Genomic DNA, 18979 nt, shown 5'->3' with positions numbered 1-18979 from the left:
CAAGCACCCTTCATGGACAGCGAGGGTGTGTGATCGACATGACGAGGCCCCGGCTGAGCGGGGCCTCGATTCCTAGCGTCGGCACATCGATCCGGCGTCAGTCATCAGTGGACTGCAACCGCAGCGCCACGAACAGCGAACGCCCCTCGCGAACGATACGCACCGGGATGGCGCGATCGGTCGGCGCGTTTTCCACCGCCTCGATCAAGGCATCGGTGTCATCAATGGCGGTGCTATCGAAGCTGACGATGACGTCGCCGCGCGCGATCCCGGCGGCCGCCGCGGCACCGCGCGGATCAAGCTGACGCACCACGACACCGCTGTCGACGTCGAGTTGGCTACGCATCTGATCGTCGAGGTCGCTGACCGCGACACCCAGGCGCGATTGGCTGTCGTTTTCGGGGTGTTGTTGGCTGGAAGCCATTTTGCCCTCTTCCGGCCAATTGCCCACGGTGACCTCGACCTTCTGAGGCTCGCCATCACGCAGGATGTTCAGCGTCACGTCATCGCCAGGCGACACACGGCCCACCAAACGAGGCAAGGTGGTGGAGTCCTCGACCTCTTCGTCGTCGACCGCGAGCACCACATCGCCGGCCTTGAGTCCAGCCTCACTGGCAGGGCTGTCATCGCTGACATCGGCAATCAACGCACCACGCGTATCGTCGAGACCGAAGGATTCCGCCAAGTCGTTCGACACAGGTTGGATCACCACCCCGAGCCACCCACGGCTGACGTGTCCGGAGTCTTTCAACTGATCGGCGATGTCCATTGCCACGTTGATCGGAATGGCAAAGGAAACACCCATGAAGCCACCGCTACGGGTGTAGATCTGCGAGTTGATACCCACGACCTTGCCATCGAGATTGAACAAGGGACCGCCGGAGTTACCGGGATTGATCGCCACATCGGTCTGGATGAAGGGGACGTAAGCGTCACTCGGCAGGGTACGGTTGATGGCGCTGACGATGCCTGCGGTGACCGAATGATCGAACCCAAAAGGCGAGCCGATGGCAGCAACCCACTCACCCACCTGCAGATCGTCGGAGTCGCCCATGTCGAGTGTCGGCAAGTCGTCGGCATCGACCTTGAGGACGGCGACGTCGGTTTTTTTGTCGGCGCCCACCAGCGTGGCCTCGAGCTCGCGGCGGTCGTTGAGCCTCACCACGATCTCATCGGCACCGTCCACCACATGGGCGTTGGTCATGATGTAACCGTCATGGCTGATCACGAACCCTGACCCCAGTGAGTGGCGCTCTTGACTGCCCTGGCCAGGCGCCCCCGGCGTCATGGGCGGCATCTGATCGCCGAAGAAGTGGCGAAAGATATCGGGGACGCCCTGTTCACCGAATGGCGAGCCCTGCATGGCCCGTGTATCGACCGTGCTGGTAGTGGAAATGTTGACGACGCCCGGCGCGGCGTCCTCGACCAATTGGGTGAAGTCCGGCAATTCGCGCGCCTGCGCGAACTGCGCAGCGCATAGCGCTACAAACGCCAATAACAGTGGAGTGACATAACGAGAGAGACGTTGCATAAAAGACTCCTGATGAAAAGCGTGAACTCGTTAACCAAAACGAGGAGTCACATTGACAAGGTGCCGGTGCGCATTACCGGCTTACCATGGGTCGACGGCTACGAAACCTAGCATCGCCAACTCCATTGATACACTAACGGGACAAGAGTTCACTGAACAACGTAATTAGTTCAACGCCACGAGTTCAATGCGCGGCACGGGTACCTGCCAGCCGCGCTCATCCCACCCTGCTGCACCGCATATCGGCGAGCGCAAAACGACAAAAGGCGCGCCCCTGATAACAGGTGACGCGCCTTGGCGCAGTGACCGACGAGAGCGTCACACGCGAACGACTGACGACTCTGAATTAACGCTGGCGCGACACCTCGGCACCCATACCATCGGATGCACGAGAAGACGACATCCAAGCCTCGTTCGCACCACCGGACTGCTGGTTCAGGTACGCCTGTAGGAGACGCGCCTGTTCATAGTCGCTGCGTGACGTCTGACGCGGGGAGTCGGAAAAGAGCGACGCGTCCATGCTGGCTTCCATGGCACCGCCGGGACCCGAAGGTGCTAGGCTGGGAAATACCGGATTCGCCCCAGACGAGGTCAAGAACCCAGTACCGTCACCGCCGAAACTCGCGAGCCTGGCACCGACCGCGCCCCCCGAGGGCGCGCTTTGCAGCGATGCTGGCTGCACGCTGGCGCCGCCCTCGGCGGAAGGCGTCTCGCCGGAAGAGGCGTTACCGCTAGCGAACTCGGCACCTTCACCGCTGACGCCACTCGGCGAATTGGCGTTATATACCTGAACGCCGGTGATGACCATCAGCGACACCGCCGCCGCGATGGCGGCACTTCCGGCGAAGGAAAACGGCACCGCACGACGCGAGCCGGGGGGCGTCGCCTCCTGCACCCCAGGCTCATCGGCCAAGCGTGCCATTACACCGGCGGAAAGATCCGCACTGACATCCACACCACGATCACGCTGCATCATGCTGCGTGCCAAGTGATAACGTCGCCATGTTTCAGCGTCTTCAGGGGCGTCTTGCAACGACCTCATGACACGGCGTACCTCGAGCTCGTCGCCCTCATTATCCATCAGCGCGGACAAGGACTCTCGCACGTTCTGATTCATACCTACACCCTCACATTCGAGAAGACGAATGCCCATCGTCTACTGGGCGCTACGCAGCGGTTCACGTGTGGCAACACCTTTTCTTGATATCTGGCACGAGCGCCTTGCCCACCTGACGCGGTAGCGCCCACTCATTCCACTGGTACTCGTTGAGACGTCAAAGGCGCCGGACAGTTCAATTTTGAATGCGTCGAGCGACACTTTTTTATCACCCGCCTTGATCACTCGACCGTGGCATCGGCGTGACGCGGTGCGTTGAGCATCGGCTCGATGGCTTTGTCCACCGCCTCACGCGCCCGGAAGATGCGCGAGCGCACCGTCCCCACCGGGCACTGCATGATATTGGCGATGTCTTCATAGGCGAGACCGTCCATCTCGCGCAAGGTAATCGCGGTGCGTAGATCTTCCGGCAAATTCTCGATGGCCTCGAACACCACCGCCTCGAGCTGATCGCGCTGCAAGGCAGCTTCCGGGGTCTCGATATCGGAAAGGCGACCGCTATGATCGAGCACCTCGGCATCCGCGATGTCCATGTCACTGCCCGGCGGCCGCCGACCGCGCGAAACAAGATGATTCTTGGCGGTGTTGATGGCGATACGATACATCCACGTATAAAAGGCACTATCGGAGCGGAACTTGCTCAAGGCGCGGTATGCCTTGATGAAGGCTTCCTGAGCGACATCCTGCACTTCGGCAGGATCATGCACGTAACGCCCGATCAATCCGAGAATCTTGTGCTGGTACTTCTTGACCAGGAGATCGAAAGCCCGGGTATCTCCCTTCTGGGCACGCTCGACGAGCTGGTGATCGGTTTCCCTAGTGCCCATTCATTCCTCCCCCATGCCGGAGGCACTATAAAGCGAAGCGCAGACAACGGCGCCAGCGCAGGAAAATTGTCTCTGCTGTGTGGTCATCATGTTCCAGTCGAGCCCACGGGGCGCTGAATAATCAAGGTAATAGACGAAATTGGGCGAAGACCTAGGGTCATGTGGCCGATCCACTTGCTTAACTTAAGTAGTGCCTAGTGTTCCTTTTTCTGCTCGCCCCATCAAGACGATAAAGCGGCGGATGCGCTGATGGCATCCGAGCATTGACCGCCATCATGGCGAGAAGTTCGGCCATGACATTGATTTTCCCAGCGCCGACAAGCGATAGTAGCGCTTCTTTGCAAGCGAAACCGATGCCCTTCGCGACACATATCTACAGGTAGCGGAATGTCAGAACAGCAGGTCAATAACATTAACGTCCTTTCCCAGGACGTACTGGTCACACCCGAAGCGCTCAAGCGTGAAATTCCCCTTTCCGAGGAGGCGGAGCGCACGGTACTCGAAGGTCGCCAAACCGTTCAACGGATTCTCGACGGCGACGACCCGCGTCTTGTCGTCGTCATCGGCCCCTGTTCGATCCACGATGTGGACGCGGCACGCGATTATGCTCGCCGCCTACGCCAGCTCGCCGACGAGGTGAGCGATAGCCTGTACGTGGTCATGCGCGTGTATTTCGAGAAGCCGCGCACCACCGTCGGCTGGAAGGGGCTGATCAACGACCCGCACCTCGACGACACCTTCGACATTCAGGAAGGACTGCGCACCGCTCGGCGCCTTCTGGTGGAGCTCGCCGAAATGGGCCTGCCATTGGCCACCGAGGCGCTCGACCCCATCTCGCCGCAGTATTTGCAAGATTGCATCAGCTGGTCGGCCATCGGGGCGCGCACCACCGAGTCCCAGACCCACCGCGAGATGGCGTCCGGCCTGTCGTCGCCGGTCGGCTTCAAGAACGGTACCGATGGCAGTCTCGATGTCGCGGTCAACGCGCTCAAGTCGGTTGCCCATCCGCACAATTTCCTGGGTATCGACCAGGGCGGGCAGGTCGCCGTGATTCGCACACGCGGTAACCCCTACGGCCATATCGTGTTGCGCGGCGGCAACGGCAAGCCCAATTACGACAGCGTCAGCGTTACCCTCGCCGACAAGGAACTGCGTAATGCCGGCGTGATACCGAACATCATGGTCGACTGCTCGCACGCCAACTCCAACAAGGATCCGTCCTTGCAACCCCTGGTGATGGATAACATCGCCAACCAGATCCTCGAAGGCAACACCTCGATCATGGGGCTGATGGTCGAGTCGCACATCGGCTGGGGCAACCAGAAGATCCCCGAGGATCGCTCACAGCTACAGTACGGCGTTTCGATCACCGACGCCTGCATCGACTGGCCGACCACCGAAACGGCCATGCGCGAGATGAACGAGAAGTTGAAGCCGGTGCTGACCCAACGCCAGCGCGGCGAATAAGTCCCTCGCGAGCAAGACCCTCTCCACGACCCCGCTTCACCCGCGGGGTCGGTTTCATCGCCTATCGCTCGTGAGACCCGGCATTGCTCGAAATAGGCTGTCTGAAAAGCGCCTTACTGCGCCGCGCCGTCTATTTCACGTCGGAAAGGCGGTAATGAATCGAGCAGCGCCCGTCCGTAACGGCGCGTCAGGACACGGCGGTCGAGTAATGTGATACGCCCCTGATCGGCTTCCTTGCGGATCAATCGGCCGCAGGCCTGGACTAGACGAATCGAGGCATCCGGCACCGAGATGCGCATGAACGGATTTCCGCCTCGGCTTTCGATCCACTCCGCCAGGGTCGCTCCTACCGGATCATCAGGCACGGAAAACGGCAGCCGCGTAATCACCACATGCGTCAGGTATTTGCCCGGCAGGTCGATACCCTCGGCGAAACTTGCCAGCCCGAAGATGACACTTCCCTCCCCGGCATCGACGCGCGCACGATGGCGCTGCAGCAACTCACGCTTGGGCAGATGATTCTGCGCCAACACCCGCTGACGCACCGCCTCTGGCAATGCCTCGAGCACGGCACGCATCTGCTTGCGTGACGAGAACAGCATGAGCACGGCTTCGCGCTCGCCCAGTGCCTGGGTGAAATCGATCAGCGCACGCTCGTGGGCCTCGCGATTGCTGGGGTCGACGGCTTCCGGCGGCACGCTGAGCACCGCCCGCGAATAATCGAAAGGGCTGGGCAGACGTTGATAGCGATAGCGGTTGGCAAGACCGGCGCGCTCTTGCAAACGCTCGAAGCGATTGAGCGCGGTCAGCGTCGCCGAGGTTACCACCGCACCATAGCATGTGCCCCACAGATGCCGGGCCAAGGTTTCGGCGGCCGAGACGGGGCTTGCCGAAAACGTCAACTCCGCCTCACCGGCGACACGCTCGAAGGTCAGCCAACGTGCCTGCGGCACGCCGTCCTCGGGGTCCGTCGTGGCCAACGCCTGCCACAAGGCGTGCGCTTCCAGGGCACGGCCATGCAGCAGAGCGATCAACGGCAGCCAGGCCTCGGCCTGTTCGCGCGGTAAGCCCGTGGCCTTTTCCGGGTCGAGGCTCTCGCGCAGGATATCGGCCATGCTCTCGAGCGTACGCGACAACTCGGCAAAGGCCGTGACCATCGCCCCGGCCTGCTCGGAAAGCGCCTCGGGCACCCGCCCCATGGAGAAGCGGTGATGCACGGCGTCACTGGCCTCTTCAGGCAGCCCGTGCTCCAGTTCGGCGATACGATGCCCCATGGCGAACGCCTCGCCGAGGCGCGGCTCCAGCGCGGCGATGGCTTCCGGCAGGCTGCCCAGCAAACGCGCCAGGGTCGGCTGCACGGCCAGCGCGGTGTTGAGCTCGGTCAGTGACTTCTTCAGCGTGCGCAGCCAGCGCAGCGTGCCGTTGACCGGCAGACGATGATAAAAGTGATCGAGCGCCTTATCGGGCAGATGGTGACCTTCATCGAAGACGTAGATGCACTCCTTGGGCGATGGCAATACCAATCCGCCGCCCAAGGAAAGGTCCGCCAGCACCAGATCGTGATTGGCCACGATGATATCGGCCTGGTCGAGCCCACGGCGGGCACGGAAGAAGGCGCAGGCGCCGAAGTGGCCACAGCGACGATTGGTGCACTGGCGATGGTCGATGGTCAGACGGCGCCAATCGGCATCGTCGATCCCCGTCGGCCAGCTATCGCGATCCCCTTCCCAGCGCCCTGCCGAGTAGGCCTCGGCCATCTCGTGCGCCAGGGCCTGGAAGTCGTCACCGTCGCCGGAGGACATCGCCTCCTCGAAAAGCGACAGCGTGGGGTTGTCTTCTCCGCCTTCCAAGGCTTGATCGAGTCGCGCCACGCACAGGTAGCGCCCCCGCCCCTTGGCCAGGGCGTATTCGAAATCGAGGCCGCTATGCGCCTTGAGGGCCGGCAGATCGTGATGCAACACCTGCTCTTGCAGCGCCACCGTGGCGGTGGAGATCACCAAGCGCTTACCGCGCGCCTGGGCGATGGGTAGCGCGGCAAGCAGATAGGCCAGCGTCTTGCCTGTGCCGGTCCCCGCTTCAAGCACGCAGACATGCTCGTTGGAGAGACGTCGCCCAGCGTCATCTGCCTCGATGCCGCCCAGGGTCCGCGCGATCTCGGCGATCATCAGACGCTGCCCATAACGCGGCGTCAGCTCGAGCCCATCGAGCACCTGCCGGTAGGCCGTCTGAATAGTCGCCTTGAGCTCGGGATCGAGCGTCTGTGATGCCGTTTCCGCCAAGGGTCAGAGCAGCCCTTCGGGAGGATGCTGACAGGGCAGCTTGGCGTCGATGTAGGATTCGATTCCCGGCAGCGCAAAAGCGTCTTCTTCGCCGACGAAGCTGATCGACACACCCTCGGCGCCGGCACGACCCGTGCGGCCGATACGGTGAACGTAATCCTCGGGATCTTCCGGCAGGGTGTAATTCACCACATGGCTGACATCGTCGATATGAATGCCACGCCCTGCCACGTCGGTAGCGACCAGCACATCCACCTCGCCGTTGCGGAAACGATCGAGAGTTTCGATACGTGCTTTTTGCGGTACATCACCGGAAAGCATCGCCACATTGATGCCGGCGTCACGTAAACTCGAGTCGAGACTACGTACCAGATCACGGCGGTTACCGAACACGATCACGCGCTCCATGCTCTCTTGGTTGAGCAAGTTGATCAGCAGGCGTTGCTTGTCGCTGTCGCCCACCAGATAGACACGCTGATCGATGTTGGCGGCATTCTCGAGGCTGGCCTCGATCTCGACGTGCGTGGCGCCATGCGTCCACTGCCTGGCCAAGTTGAGAATGTCCGGACTGAACGTCGCCGAGAACAGGAAGGTCTGGCGCTCTTCGGCCTTGGGCGTATGTTGGATGATGCGCTTGACGTCGGGGATGAAGCCCATCGACAGCATACGATCCGCTTCGTCGAGGACCAGCACTTCGGTTTGCGTCAAATCGACATCGCGCTTCTCGTGGAAATCGAGCAGACGCCCCGGGGTCGCGACCAGCACATCGAGCTTGCGCGACAACTGATCGCGCTGCTTCTGATAGTCCATGCCGCCGACGACGCTGGCCACATTGAGCGACGTGAAGCGCGCCAGTGCCTTGGCGTCTTTCTCGATCTGCAGCGCCAACTCTCGCGTCGGCGCGACGATCAACGCACGCGGCGCACCGGGCTTCTGGCCGTCGGGGGCTTTCTCTTCCAGGAAGTACGCCAGAATCGAAATCAGGAAAGCGGCGGTCTTGCCGGTCCCCGTCTGCGCCTTGCCGACCACGTCGCCGCCTAGCAGCGTATGGGTCAAGGCTTCTGCCTGGATCGGCGTGCAGTATTCGAATCCCAAGGCGTGAATCGCGCGCATAAGCGGCACAGGAAGATCGAAATCGTGAAAACGCCACTTGCCCGCCACCGGTGTCACCTGGAACTGCTTGATGTCCCACTGGGACTGCGACCGGCGCGGCTTGCGACGCCGACGCTTGGGCTTGCGGTTCTGGGCCGGTGCTGGGGTTTTATCCGACTCACTCATAGGCTTCTATGTCTGTCCATATTCGTACGCAAATGCATGAATCCAGCGCGCTTGTCCGCCTTTCCGGAGCGCGCCACGGCCATCGCGACAGCCAAGCTGGATCACGACGCAAGCGAGCATTGTATCAGTCATTGCCGAGCGTCGCGCGGGCATCGCGCTCAAGCACGGATGTCGCCCGGCAACGCGACTGGTAGAATGATCCTCAAGTCAATACGACACAGGGTCACGACATGACACGCAGTAAAAAAACACGCTCGATCGCCAGCAAGGTGACGATTCGCACCGGGCGTCGCAAGGACTTTCGTAAATGGCGCCACGACAACCCCGATCAGGTCAAATCGTCGCCGCGCTACGTGCAGAAGAAACGTCAGCAACGCAAACTTCAGGCCGCACGTCGCCTGGCACGTCAACAGCAGGCGCCAACCCTCGATGTGCATGGCGCACCGACACCCGACGACGATTCACGGGGTGATCGCTGATGCGCCTGGTCTCCTTCAACATCAACGGCATCCGCGCCCGCTTGCACCAGCTTGAGGCGCTCATCAAGTCGCATCGCCCCGATATCATCGGCCTCCAGGAAACCAAGGTCCAGGACAGCGAGTTCCCTCGCGAGGCCGTTGAAGCGCTCGGCTATCACGTCGCTTTTCACGGGCAGAAAGGTCATTACGGCGTCGCACTACTCACCCGACAGGCTCCTGAGGCCGTGCATTACGGCCTCCCCGACGATGGCGACGAGACCCAACGACGCTTGATCGGCGTCCGCGTCAATTGTGAAGACGGCGAGAGCATGACCGTGTACAACGGTTATTTCCCGCAGGGTGAAAATATCGAGCACCCCACCAAGTTTCCCAACAAACGCGATTTCTATGCCCGGCTCACGGCATTGCTGCAAGAACGGCATACGCCCAGCGAAAGGCTCGCGGTCATGGGGGATTTCAATATCTCGCCCGCCGATATCGACATCGGCATCGGCGAGTCCAATCGCAAGCGTTGGCTGCGCGAGGGCAAGACCAGTTTCCAACCCGTCGAGCGTGAATGGCTCACACGGCTCGCCGACTGGGGGCTGAGCGATTGCTACCGCCTGCGTTACCCCGAGGTCGACGATCGCTTCAGCTGGTTCGACTACCGTTCTCGGGGCTTCGAGCGCGAGCCCAAACGCGGCTTGCGGATCGACTACATCATGGTCACCCCCACGCTGTGCGAGCGGGTGGAAGACGCAGGCATCGATTACGAACTACGCGGCATCCAGCGCCCTTCGGATCACGCTCCGGTATGGGCACAGCTAGCGTTGTAATACGCCTCAACGCGCGTATAAAGCGGATGTCATTGCGTATCGGAAGGCGCCTGGGGTGTCGGCTCATCGAGTGATGAGTCGACGTCGGGCGCTTTCCCGACATCCCCTTCGCCGAGCGATGCCAGCCAGGCCTCGGCCTGCGACGCACCGGCATCGCGCGCTGCTTCGAACGCCTCTCGCGCCGCCTCTTCATCCGACGACGCCAGTTGCGACACTCCCTCCAGCAGCCAGGTTCGTGCGGGATCGGCCCCCTGCTCACGCGCTTGGTGAAGCGCGTCTATCGCCGTCGACCATACGCCCCAGCCGTAGGCCAGCTCGCCTAGCTGGCGCCAGTCCTCGGCGGCCTGGGTCTCTTCGGCCAGCGCGCGCCACGCCGACAGTGCCTTGTGGTGCGCACGCGCCGACGTCCACGCCTCGGCAAGAAGACGTTGGTGCTCGCTGTCGCGTGGCAGCGTACCTTCCTCAAATGCCGTTTCCAGATGCTCAGCGGCACGCGCCGGGGTCCCGCCCGCCAGATGCAGCCGAATCAAACGCTCGAGATCGTCCTCGCCCGCGAGCGCGCCCCGCCGCCAACCGGCCTCCCATAACGCCGCTGCCAAACCGGGTTGCTGCATGCGCTGCGCCAGCGCTGCGGCACGCCGCCATGCCTGGGGATCGTCAGTCTCGCTTTGTAGCTGATCGTCGAGCAGCGCCAGTGCCGCGTCGTAACGCTCGGCGTGCTGATAAACGCTGGCCGCCAGGCGACGTCTTTCGGCATCCATGTCGCCCGCGCGCCGCGCGCGGTCGACCCACTGCGCCGCCTGCGACCACTGATCGAGCGTCGCCTGGGCTTGCACCATCAGCCACAGGCTGTCGCGATCACCGCCATGACGCTCGATCCACTCGCCGAGCAGTTCGGTGCCTTGCGCGGTCTGCCCCGCGCGCAGCCTCAAACGCGCCTCTTGATTGAGCCAGCGCCGGCGCGAATCGCTACCCACACCGTCAATGCGCCGCGCTTGATAAAACAAATCCGCAGCGGCGGCATCCCGTCCGCGCTGCGCTTCTCCGGTGGCCGCCAGTTGCAGAAACAAGGCGCGCGCCCAGCGATCCGCCCGATTACCGCCTTGTAGCCGCTCAGCGGCCGCCTTGGCGTCATCGATGGCGCTCTCGCTGGCGTTATCCTGCATGCGCTGCTGCAGCGACTCCAACGCTTGTACCATGTCCGGTGCCAGTGCCGGCCCGGCGGCACTGGCACTCGTGCTGGCCACCCCCAGGCCCAGACATAGCATCGCTACACATCCCCAATGACGCCACTGCATGCGTTACCTCTTGAGACGAAATTCTAACCGCTGACGCGCTTCACGCGGGTGATCGCTTTGCGGAAACTGCCAGTCGGCAACGGCCTTGAGCGCCGCGCGCTCGAACATGCTACGCGGCTCGGCATCGGTGACGTGCAAGGAGCCGCGATCGACTCGCCCATTGGGCTTGATCGTGAAGCTCACCTCCACGAACCCTTCGATGCCACGTCGTTGCGCCCGCGACGGATACTCCGGTGGTACGCGTTCGGTGGGCTGCGGCGAGCCGACTTTTTCAGCGTTCTGCTCGCTCGTTTCGCCACTCGCCGAGGCGTCGGCATCCGAGGCCTCAGCACTGTCGCCTTGCGACGCCGCATTCGAGGGTGACGTTTCTTGTGCAGGCTCAGGGTCGGGCTGCGGTTCGGGATCGGGCTGCGGTTCAGGCTCGGGCTCGGGCTCAGGCGTGGGCTCGATTTCCTCAAGCTCGGGCAACGACTCCTCCGGCACTTCCGGCGAGGGAGGCGCCGATGTTTCCGGCTCGGGCAACGTCAGCGCGCTATCACTCTGGCTCGCGGGCACTGGCGAGGGCGGCGGTGGCGGTGGCGTTTGCGCCGGTGGCGTCGGGGCATCCGGTGCAGCCGCTTGCGGCGCCGACGCCTGTTGTGCCTCGGGCGCCTCGACGCGTGACACCGACATCGGCTGCTCTATCGGCTCACGATTATCTTCCGGCGGCGCCACCAGCAGAGCCAACAGGTAGAAAAGCCCCAGCGCCATCAAGATGCCGCCTACAGCGCCTGCGATCGTTCTCATCCGTCGGCGCCTCGATCCGCCGCCACGGCGACGTTTTCAACGCCAGCATCGCGGATGGCATCCATGACTTCAATGAGAAGCCCGGTGGTCGATTGGCGATCGGCCTGAATCACGACGCCGCCTTCGTCGCTCACCAGACTGGACACTTCGTTGCCCACGCGATGCGCATCCACCGGCTGTCCATCGACCCACACGGCGTCCTCGGCGGTGATCGCCACCATGACTTGCGCTTCGGGGCGCGCGGTCGCGGAGGATGACTCGGGGCGGTCGATTTCCACGCCACTCTCCTTGATGAAGCTGGTCGTCACGATGAAGAAGATCAACATGATGAAGACCACATCCAGCATCGGCGTGAGGTTGATTTCCTGGGCGTCGTCGTTGACGTCCTGTAGTCGACGCCTACGCATTGGCATCCTCCACGGCACGCGCCATGCGGTCATGTAGCCGCTGATCCTCGCGCCGAATCACGTGTTCAAGACGGGTGGTGAACAATAGCCCCACCACGGCGACCGCCATGCCGGTCAATGTCGGTAACGTCGCACGGGCCACGCCATCGGCCATGGCCCGTGCCTGGTTGACGTCGGTCAAGGAGAGGCTATCGAAGACCTGGATCATCCCGGTGACCGTCCCTAGCAACCCCAGCAGCGGGCACAGCCCGACCAGCAGCTTGAGCCACGGCAGAGGGCGCCGCAGTTGACCGATGAGCTCCGAGGTCCAGACCTCGCGCAGTGTCAACGCGCTCCAGCTGGCGTGATCGTGGCGTGCGACCCAGCGCGCCACCAGCGCCCGACGACGACGGCTATGCACGAACTGCCAGTACAAGCCGCGCTCCAGCCCCATGGCGAAAAGCGCCATGGCAACCAGGGCAATCACCACCAGCACCGGACCACCGGCCTGGACCAGCCAGACGATGGGCTCAGCGAGCGTGGACATCGGCCTGCGTCCTCGTGTGCCCATGTGAGGCCTCGAGATGCTCGGCCAGCACGGCACTCGCTCGACCCTCGAGCGTGCCGAGCAATTCGCGGCTGCGACTGCTCAAGGCGGTATGCACGAATAGAAGCGGTACGGCGACGATCAGGCCCAACACAGTGGTCACCAACGCCTGGCTGATCCCGCCGGCCATGAGTTGCGGGTCGCCGGTGCCGAACACGGTGATTGCCTGGAAGGTGCCGATCATCCCGGTCACGGTCCCCAGGAGTCCCAGCAAGGGCGCGACGGCCGCCATGAGCTTGACCAGGGGTTGACCCCGCTCGAGGCGCGGCTTTTCGGCCAGCAGCGCTTCATCGAGGCGTGCCTCCAGCGCTTCCGGTGCGTGATCGTGGCCCAGCGCCGCAAAGCGACCGAGCACCCGCCCCAGCGGATTATCGCTCCGCAGGGCCTCGGGAGTGCGGAGCTGGCGACGCAGGCGCAGGCTGACCATCAGCAGGTACACGTATTGCGCCAGCGCGACCAGCAGGCCCGCGATACCCAGCACGACAATGACATAGCCAACCGCTCCACCTTGCTGAAAACGCTCCCACAGCGAGGGTTGCTGCGCCAGGGCATCGAGCACATTGCCATGCGTGGGGTCGAAGACAACGCGTTCCCCTTCGCCATGCTGGAAGGACTGCAGTGCCTCGCTGGCATCCTCGGGCGTATGCGACACCACACGCAGACCGGCCTCGTCCGCTTGATTGCCCGCATCACGCTTCAGAAGCTTGCCACCGCTGAAGGCGAGAAAGTCGCCCAGACGCACCGCCTCACGCTGTTCGACATTACCTTCGGCATCGGCGATGGGCGCCTCGAAGCGCACGCCGCGCCCGGTCTCCGCCGTCAACTCGGCGAACGTCCGCCCCAGGTTTTCCAGTGTCTGGGTATCGATGATGGCGTCATCGTCGAGCCGTTCCGGTAGTGTCGTCTGCGTCCCCACTGTCAACCAGCCGTCGCCCAGCGCATCACGCAACTCACCGATTTGCCCTTGCGCCACATCGAACACGCCATCGAGATCGCCCGCTTCATCGCGACGCCGCTGGTTAACGGCATCGAGCGCTTCACGCTGGCGCGTTTGCGTTGCCTCTAACTCGTCGCGCCGTTGACGCGCGTCATTGCGTTCGGTCTCCGCTTTTTCCACCGCGTCACGCAGTGCAGAGCGGTCATCCACCAACGCGTTCAAGCGCTTCCGATCTCGCGCCTCGGCAGCCTCGCTATCCGTACGCAGACTTTCTAGCATTTGTTCCAGCGAGGGACTTGAATCGCTCTCCTGGGCCAACGCCGATGGCACGATGCCCGGCAATGCCATCGTCAATACCAGCACCGGGGCCAACACCAATACCCGGGACCGCAGAGACTTCCATGTGCTCATGACGACTCCTCGTCCTCGGCTGGAGAATTCGCGTCGCCGGCCGACTGCGTCTCGACCGTTACCGAGACCGGGAGATCGAGCAATGCCGGCGCCCGCTGATCGCGCGCGATACGCAGCCCCTTGCGCAGTTCATCGAGCGCATCGCCCTCGAGGGGTTGCCATTCCTCGGCATCGGCGCGCCAGACGCCCCCCGCGCGGCCGTCCGGCGTGGCGTAATAAAGCCCGATACGCCCCACGCGGAGGTAATCGACCTGGCGGTCGTCATCACCCACCAGCGGGCCTTGCCAGGCATCCATCTCGCGGCCGTAGTCGAGTTCAGTACGCCAGGCGGAGAGTACGCGATCGAGCTTGTCACCCGCGCTCATTTCGCTGTCATCGAGCATCGCATCGAGGCTCTCGACGCGTGCCAGGCGCTCCTCGCGCAAGAATGGCAAGTCGGCTTCGATCAAGGTGCGCAATTGCGACACCATATCCCGCAATTGCCCTGGCAAGGCCTCGCGCGTCACCGAGAGTTGATCGATGGCCTCGCGGCGCTTCTCGATCAAGGCCTGCTGCGCCTGATTACGGCGGGCAAGCTCGTCGTTGTAGCGCTCGAGACGCGAGGCTTCGCGGCTGGCATCGCGCAAGCGCGTCAGCAATTCACGCGTTTCGTCGGCGGCGGCGTCTATCTTGTCCTGCAACGCCGCCTGCTCTTGCTGCGCCTGCGCACTGGCGTCTCGCAATGACGTCTGCTGCGCCCAGGCCGTTGCCGAAACGCCCATCAATAACGCCATACCGGCGCACACCACACGCCGGCATGCACATGTTCGGCTTCGCGTGTCGTTAGGCACCACGCTTTCTCCCGTTGCTTGATCGTGTCGGTCACTCATTAGCGCCGACCAAAGGACGGCTAGTACGCTAATACAAACAAGAATAATTATCAATCATGCGCCATGATACAGAAAACCGGCCACGAAGGCCGGTTTGGCAGTGCATCGCGAGCCAGTGGCAGGCCGCGTGGAGACTTCGACTTACAATTTGGACTCGAGTTCGGGAAGTACTTCGAACAAGTCGCCCACCAGGCCGTAGTCAGCGACCTGGAAGATCGGCGCTTCTTCGTCCTTGTTGATCGCCACGATGATCTTGGCGTCCTTCATGCCCGCCAGATGCTGGATGGCGCCACTGATGCCCACGGCGATGTACAGCTCCGGCGCGACGATCTTGCCGGTCTGCCCGACCTGCATGTCGTTGGGAACGAAGCCAGCGTCCACGGCCGCGCGCGAAGCACCGATCGCCGCGCCGAGCTTATCGGCGATGCCGTCGAGCAGCTTGAAGTTCTCACCGTTGCCCATGCCACGACCGCCCGAGACGACCACGCGCGCACTGCCAAGCTCAGGCCGATCGCTGCTGGCCAGTTCCTCACCGACGAACCGCGACAGTGTATTCTCGACGGTGGCACTGATCGCCTCGACCCCGGCGCTGCCCGTCGCGTCGACGGCATCGAAAGCCGTGGTGCGCACGGTGAGTACCTTGAGCGCATCGCTCGACTGCACGGTGGCAATCGCGTTGCCCGCATAGATCGGACGCAGGAAGGTATCGGGACTTTCCACACCGACCACCTCCGACAGTGCAGCCACGTCCTTGAGCGCGGCGACGCGCGGCAGGACGTTCTTGCCCTGCGTGGAGGCGGCCGCCAGTACATGGCTGTAGTCGCCGGCAAGCCCGGCGATGAGCTCGGCCACCGGCTCAGCGAGTTGGTGGGCGTAGACGCTGTCATCGGCGACCTTCACCTTGGCGACACCGGTCAGCTTGGCGGCCGTCTCGGCAATGCCCGCGACGTTCTCACCCGCCACCAGGATATCGATGTCCCCGCCGATGGCCTGGGCCGCGGCGACCACGTGGGCGGTGCTGTCCGCCAGTTGGCCGTTATGATGTTCGGCGATAACCAGAATGCTCATGCGATCACCTTGGCTTCGTTCTTGAGTTTGTCGACGAGTTCATCCACGGAGGCCACTTTGGTGCCGCCCTGGCGTTCTGCCGGCGATTCCACCTTGAGCACACTCAGGCTGGATGCCACGGCGACGCCCATATCGTCGGGGCTCTTGACGTCGATGGGCTTCTTCTTGGCCTTCATGATGTCGGGCAGCTTGGCATAGCGGGGCTCGTTGAGGCGCAGGTCGGTGGTAATCACCGCCGGCAGCTTGAGCGCGACAGTCTGCAGACCGCCATCGATTTCACGGGTCACCTGGACGTCGTCGCCCTCGACCTGGACCTCGGAGGCGAACGTCCCCTGCCCCATGCCTGCCAGCGCAGCCAGCATCTGTCCGGTCTGGTTGTTGTCGGTGTCGATGGACTGCTTGCCAAGAATCGTCAGGCCCGGCTGTTCGTCGTCGACGACCTGCTTGAGGAGCTTCGCGGCGGTCAGCGACTCGACCTTGTCGTCGGTCTCGACGTGGATCGCGCGATCGGCACCCAACGCCAGGGCGGTACGCAGTTGCTCCTGCGCGGCCTTAGGGCCGATGGTAACGGCGACCACTTCGCTGGCCACGCCCTTTTCCTTGAGGCGTACCGCTTCTTCCACGGCAATCTCGCAGAACGGATTCATGGCCATCTTGACGTTGGTGAGGTCGACGTCGGAGTGATCCGGCTTGACCCGGATCTTGACGTTATAATCGATGACGCGTTTGACCGCGACGAGTACTTTCATGGTGTCCTCGCTTGGTTAGAACCGGCAGGCATGCCCTTAGAATAAATTCATTCAAGCGTTTGATAGGGGGCGTGTCCCGAAAAATGTCGCCCGTTAAACACTCGGCGACCCTATATAATATTGCGTGATCTCGTCCAACCTGGTCAAACCCTGAAGCGCCGTCATGGCAGTGCCGGACGACAAACTCCATGGAAAATGACATCATGCGGACCGGCCACTCCGGGTGGAATCAAACGGCCGTTTAAAATACAATCGTTAGAATACAACCAAGAAAAACGCGACTTGTCCATGCACCATTGCTCGAAAGACACTGTGCATGCTCGGGCGCGTCGACCGCCCAACGCGAAGATGGAGGAGATCAAGCCGTGGAACGCGAATACATGGATTTCGACGTCGTCATCGTCGGCGCCGGCCCATCCGGGCTCTCGGCGGCGTGTCGCCTGATGCAGCAGGCCCACGAGGCCCAGCGCGAACTCAGCGTCTGCGTGGTCGAAAAAGGCTCAGAAGTGGGCGCGCATATTCTGTCCGGTGCCGTGCTCGAGACACGTGCCCTTCGCGAACTCTTCCCCGACTGGGAATCGCGCGGCGCGCCGTTGACCACCCCCGTGGTCAGTGACGACCTCTACCTGCTCAAGGACGCCGATAACGCCCAGAAGCTACCCAATGCCCTGGTGCCCAAGAGCATGCACAATACCGGCGGCGCGCATGACAATTATGTCATCAGCGCAGGCAATCTATGTCGCTGGCTGGCCGAACAGGCCGAAGAACTGGGCGTGGAAATCTTCCCCGGCTTCGCCGCCCAGGAAAGCCTGCACGATGACGATGGCACAGTACGCGGCATCCTCGTCGGCGACATGGGCGTGGCCGCCGACGGCAGCGAAAAATCCGGCCATATGCCGGGCATGGAACTGCGCGCCAAGTACACACTGTTCGCCGAGGGCGCACGCGGGCATCTCGGCAAGCGCTTGATCGAGCGCTTCGACCTCGACGAAGGCCGCGATCCACAACACTATGCGCTGGGTTTCAAGGAACTCTGGGACGTGCCCGCCGATCAGCACACGCCCGGACGCGTCTTGCATGGCTCGGGCTGGCCGCTGCCCAATGACACCCATGGCGGCTGGTTCCTCTACCACGCCGAGAACCAGCAGGTCGTGGTGGGGTTGATCGTCGATCTTTCCTACGACCACCCCTACCTCTCGCCTTTCGATGAATTTCAGCGCATGAAGCACCATCCGGTGCTCAAGCAACATCTCGAGGGCGGCTCCCGCGTTTCCTACGGGGCTCGGGCTATCACCAAGGGCGGCGCCAATAGCCTGCCCAAGATGACCTTCCCCGGTGGCTTGTTGATCGGCTGCGATGCCGGCACGCTCAACTTTGCCAAGATCAAGGGCATCCACATGGCGATGAAATCCGGCCTGGTCGCCGCAGAGGCCGTGTTCGAGGCCTTCGTCGCGGGTGACGAAGGCGGCGCGGAGCTGACCGCGTTCACCTCGAAATGGCAAAATAGCTGGGCTTGGGCAGAGTTGACCGAAAGCCGTAGTTTCGGGCCGGCGATTCACAAGTACGGCACCGTCAAGGGCGGCGCCTACAACTTCCTGGATCAATTGCTGGGCGGCAAGTTGCCCACCGTGCACGACACCACCTCCGATCATGCGCGCATGCGCCATGCCAACGAGGTAACGCCCATCGACTATCCCAAGCCGGATGGCAAGCTCTCGTTCGACAAGTCTTCGTCGGTGTTCCTCTCCAATACCAACCATGAAGAGGATCAGCCTTGTCACTTGCGGCTCACCGATCCCGAGATTCCGGTACGTATCAACTTGCCAGAATACGCCGAGCCCGCGCAGCGCTACTGCCCCGCAGGGGTTTACGAAATAGTCGAGGAAGACGGCGAGCCTAAATTCCAGATCAATTTCCAGAACTGCGTGCACTGCAAGACCTGCGATATCAAGGACCCTTCCCAGAACATCACCTGGGTGGCGCCGGAAGGCGGCGGCGGTCCCAACTATCCCAACATGTAGTCATGCTCACGCTGTCCTCGCCAAGGGGCGGGGGCATCTAGATGTTTGCAAAAG

Annotated in this window: 17 protein-coding genes; 4 read left to right on the top strand and 13 right to left on the bottom strand. The window is 62.6% G+C overall.

Annotated elements, in window-relative coordinates:
• Window positions 1-97 precede the first annotated feature (97 nt).
• From OP494_RS07750 to rpoE, 3 genes are all read right to left on the bottom strand, one after another.
• Window positions 98-1531, bottom strand: a complete 1434-nt coding sequence (locus OP494_RS07750; protein WP_280540180.1) for a DegQ family serine endoprotease — start codon at window positions 1529-1531, stop codon at window positions 98-100.
• A gap of 346 nt (window positions 1532-1877) precedes the next feature.
• Entirely contained in the window at window positions 1878-2648 is a 771-nt protein-coding gene (locus tag OP494_RS07745; RefSeq protein WP_280540179.1) for a sigma-E factor negative regulatory protein, read from the bottom strand.
• Between the two features lie 221 nt (window positions 2649-2869).
• Window positions 2870-3475 carry an RNA polymerase sigma factor RpoE gene (gene rpoE / locus OP494_RS07740; RefSeq protein WP_280540178.1) on the bottom strand — a complete coding sequence of 202 codons (606 nt, stop codon included), beginning with the start codon at window positions 3473-3475 and terminating at the stop codon, window positions 2870-2872.
• Window positions 3476-3862: 387 nt separating this feature from the next.
• Between rpoE and OP494_RS07735 the strand changes: the two genes are divergently transcribed.
• Window positions 3863-4942 carry a 3-deoxy-7-phosphoheptulonate synthase gene (locus tag OP494_RS07735; RefSeq protein WP_280540177.1) on the top strand — a complete coding sequence of 360 codons (1080 nt, stop codon included), beginning with the start codon at window positions 3863-3865 and terminating at the stop codon, window positions 4940-4942.
• 113 nt (window positions 4943-5055) lie between these two features.
• Here OP494_RS07735 and dinG read toward each other — a convergent pair whose 3' ends face one another.
• Both dinG and OP494_RS07725 read right to left on the bottom strand, forming a co-directional pair.
• Window positions 5056-7221 carry an ATP-dependent DNA helicase DinG gene (gene dinG, locus OP494_RS07730; protein ID WP_280540176.1) on the bottom strand — a complete coding sequence of 722 codons (2166 nt, stop codon included), beginning with the start codon at window positions 7219-7221 and terminating at the stop codon, window positions 5056-5058.
• Window positions 7222-7224: 3 nt separating this feature from the next.
• Window positions 7225-8499 carry a DEAD/DEAH box helicase gene (locus OP494_RS07725; protein WP_280540175.1) on the bottom strand — a complete coding sequence of 425 codons (1275 nt, stop codon included), beginning with the start codon at window positions 8497-8499 and terminating at the stop codon, window positions 7225-7227.
• Window positions 8500-8729: 230 nt separating this feature from the next.
• On the opposite strand from OP494_RS07725, the gene OP494_RS07720 reads away from it, so the two are divergent.
• On the top strand, window positions 8730-8978 hold the full coding sequence (locus OP494_RS07720; RefSeq protein WP_280540174.1) for a hypothetical protein: 249 nt from the start codon (window positions 8730-8732) through the stop codon (window positions 8976-8978).
• On the top strand, window positions 8978-9793 hold the full coding sequence (xthA, locus tag OP494_RS07715) for an exodeoxyribonuclease III (protein ID WP_280540173.1): 816 nt from the start codon (window positions 8978-8980) through the stop codon (window positions 9791-9793). The genes OP494_RS07720 and xthA overlap by 1 nt, the downstream gene beginning before the upstream one ends.
• 29 nt (window positions 9794-9822) lie before the next feature.
• On the opposite strand, the gene OP494_RS07710 is transcribed toward xthA, so the two are convergent.
• The 8 genes from OP494_RS07710 to OP494_RS07675 all read right to left on the bottom strand — a co-directional run bounded on the left by OP494_RS07710 (window position 9823) and on the right by OP494_RS07675 (window position 16904).
• Window positions 9823-11091: a hypothetical protein gene (locus OP494_RS07710; RefSeq protein WP_280540172.1), complete on the bottom strand. Its 1269-nt coding sequence runs from the start codon at window positions 11089-11091 to the stop codon at window positions 9823-9825.
• Between the two features lie 3 nt (window positions 11092-11094).
• Window positions 11095-11877 (bottom strand): TonB family protein, encoded by a 783-nt coding sequence (locus OP494_RS07705; protein ID WP_280540171.1) that lies wholly within the window; start codon window positions 11875-11877, stop codon window positions 11095-11097.
• Entirely contained in the window at window positions 11874-12284 is a 411-nt protein-coding gene (locus OP494_RS07700; protein WP_280540170.1) for a biopolymer transporter ExbD, read from the bottom strand. Before OP494_RS07700 ends, OP494_RS07705 begins: the two co-directional genes overlap by 4 nt.
• Entirely contained in the window at window positions 12277-12810 is a 534-nt protein-coding gene (locus OP494_RS07695; protein ID WP_280540169.1) for a MotA/TolQ/ExbB proton channel family protein, read from the bottom strand. Before OP494_RS07695 ends, OP494_RS07700 begins: the two co-directional genes overlap by 8 nt.
• Window positions 12794-14218 carry a MotA/TolQ/ExbB proton channel family protein gene (locus tag OP494_RS07690; RefSeq protein WP_280540168.1) on the bottom strand — a complete coding sequence of 475 codons (1425 nt, stop codon included), beginning with the start codon at window positions 14216-14218 and terminating at the stop codon, window positions 12794-12796. Before OP494_RS07690 ends, OP494_RS07695 begins: the two co-directional genes overlap by 17 nt.
• Window positions 14215-14991 carry a DUF3450 domain-containing protein gene (locus OP494_RS07685; protein ID WP_280540167.1) on the bottom strand — a complete coding sequence of 259 codons (777 nt, stop codon included), beginning with the start codon at window positions 14989-14991 and terminating at the stop codon, window positions 14215-14217. Before OP494_RS07685 ends, OP494_RS07690 begins: the two co-directional genes overlap by 4 nt.
• Window positions 14992-15228: 237 nt before the next feature.
• Window positions 15229-16155 (bottom strand): FAD-binding protein, encoded by a 927-nt coding sequence (locus OP494_RS07680; protein ID WP_280540166.1) that lies wholly within the window; start codon window positions 16153-16155, stop codon window positions 15229-15231.
• Window positions 16152-16904 (bottom strand): electron transfer flavoprotein subunit beta/FixA family protein, encoded by a 753-nt coding sequence (locus OP494_RS07675; protein ID WP_280540165.1) that lies wholly within the window; start codon window positions 16902-16904, stop codon window positions 16152-16154. The genes OP494_RS07680 and OP494_RS07675 overlap by 4 nt, the downstream gene beginning before the upstream one ends.
• A 380-nt stretch (window positions 16905-17284) precedes the next feature.
• On the opposite strand from OP494_RS07675, the gene OP494_RS07670 reads away from it, so the two are divergent.
• A complete protein-coding gene (locus OP494_RS07670) occupies window positions 17285-18925 on the top strand; it encodes an electron transfer flavoprotein-ubiquinone oxidoreductase (protein WP_280540250.1) in 1641 nt (546 codons plus the stop codon).
• Window positions 18926-18979 lie beyond the last annotated feature (54 nt).

It is taken from the genome of Chromohalobacter sp. 11-W (assembly GCF_029889905.1).
GTDB lineage: Bacteria > Pseudomonadota > Gammaproteobacteria > Pseudomonadales > Halomonadaceae > Chromohalobacter.
This window is presented reverse-complemented; position numbering and strand designations above follow the sequence as displayed.

What these genes read in the sequence shown, in the direction of transcription:
- OP494_RS07750 (WP_280540180.1), bottom strand. Translation starts at nt 1,531, where the DNA reads ATGCAACGTCTCTCTCGTTATGTCACTCCACTGTTATTGGCGTTTGTA.
- OP494_RS07745 (WP_280540179.1), bottom strand. Translation starts at nt 2,648, where the DNA reads ATGAATCAGAACGTGCGAGAGTCCTTGTCCGCGCTGATGGATAATGAG.
- rpoE (WP_280540178.1), bottom strand. Translation starts at nt 3,475, where the DNA reads ATGGGCACTAGGGAAACCGATCACCAGCTCGTCGAGCGTGCCCAGAAG.
- OP494_RS07735 (WP_280540177.1), top strand. Translation starts at nt 3,863, where the DNA reads ATGTCAGAACAGCAGGTCAATAACATTAACGTCCTTTCCCAGGACGTA.
- OP494_RS07725 (WP_280540175.1), bottom strand. Translation starts at nt 8,499, where the DNA reads ATGAGTGAGTCGGATAAAACCCCAGCACCGGCCCAGAACCGCAAGCCC.
- OP494_RS07720 (WP_280540174.1), top strand. Translation starts at nt 8,730, where the DNA reads ATGACACGCAGTAAAAAAACACGCTCGATCGCCAGCAAGGTGACGATT.
- xthA (WP_280540173.1), top strand. Translation starts at nt 8,978, where the DNA reads ATGCGCCTGGTCTCCTTCAACATCAACGGCATCCGCGCCCGCTTGCAC.
- OP494_RS07710 (WP_280540172.1), bottom strand. Translation starts at nt 11,091, where the DNA reads ATGCAGTGGCGTCATTGGGGATGTGTAGCGATGCTATGTCTGGGCCTG.
- OP494_RS07705 (WP_280540171.1), bottom strand. Translation starts at nt 11,877, where the DNA reads ATGAGAACGATCGCAGGCGCTGTAGGCGGCATCTTGATGGCGCTGGGG.
- OP494_RS07700 (WP_280540170.1), bottom strand. Translation starts at nt 12,284, where the DNA reads ATGCGTAGGCGTCGACTACAGGACGTCAACGACGACGCCCAGGAAATC.
- OP494_RS07695 (WP_280540169.1), bottom strand. Translation starts at nt 12,810, where the DNA reads ATGTCCACGCTCGCTGAGCCCATCGTCTGGCTGGTCCAGGCCGGTGGT.
- OP494_RS07690 (WP_280540168.1), bottom strand. Translation starts at nt 14,218, where the DNA reads ATGAGCACATGGAAGTCTCTGCGGTCCCGGGTATTGGTGTTGGCCCCG.
- OP494_RS07685 (WP_280540167.1), bottom strand. Translation starts at nt 14,991, where the DNA reads ATGGCGTTATTGATGGGCGTTTCGGCAACGGCCTGGGCGCAGCAGACG.
- OP494_RS07680 (WP_280540166.1), bottom strand. Translation starts at nt 16,155, where the DNA reads ATGAGCATTCTGGTTATCGCCGAACATCATAACGGCCAACTGGCGGAC.
- OP494_RS07675 (WP_280540165.1), bottom strand. Translation starts at nt 16,904, where the DNA reads ATGAAAGTACTCGTCGCGGTCAAACGCGTCATCGATTATAACGTCAAG.
- OP494_RS07670 (WP_280540250.1), top strand. Translation starts at nt 17,285, where the DNA reads ATGGATTTCGACGTCGTCATCGTCGGCGCCGGCCCATCCGGGCTCTCG.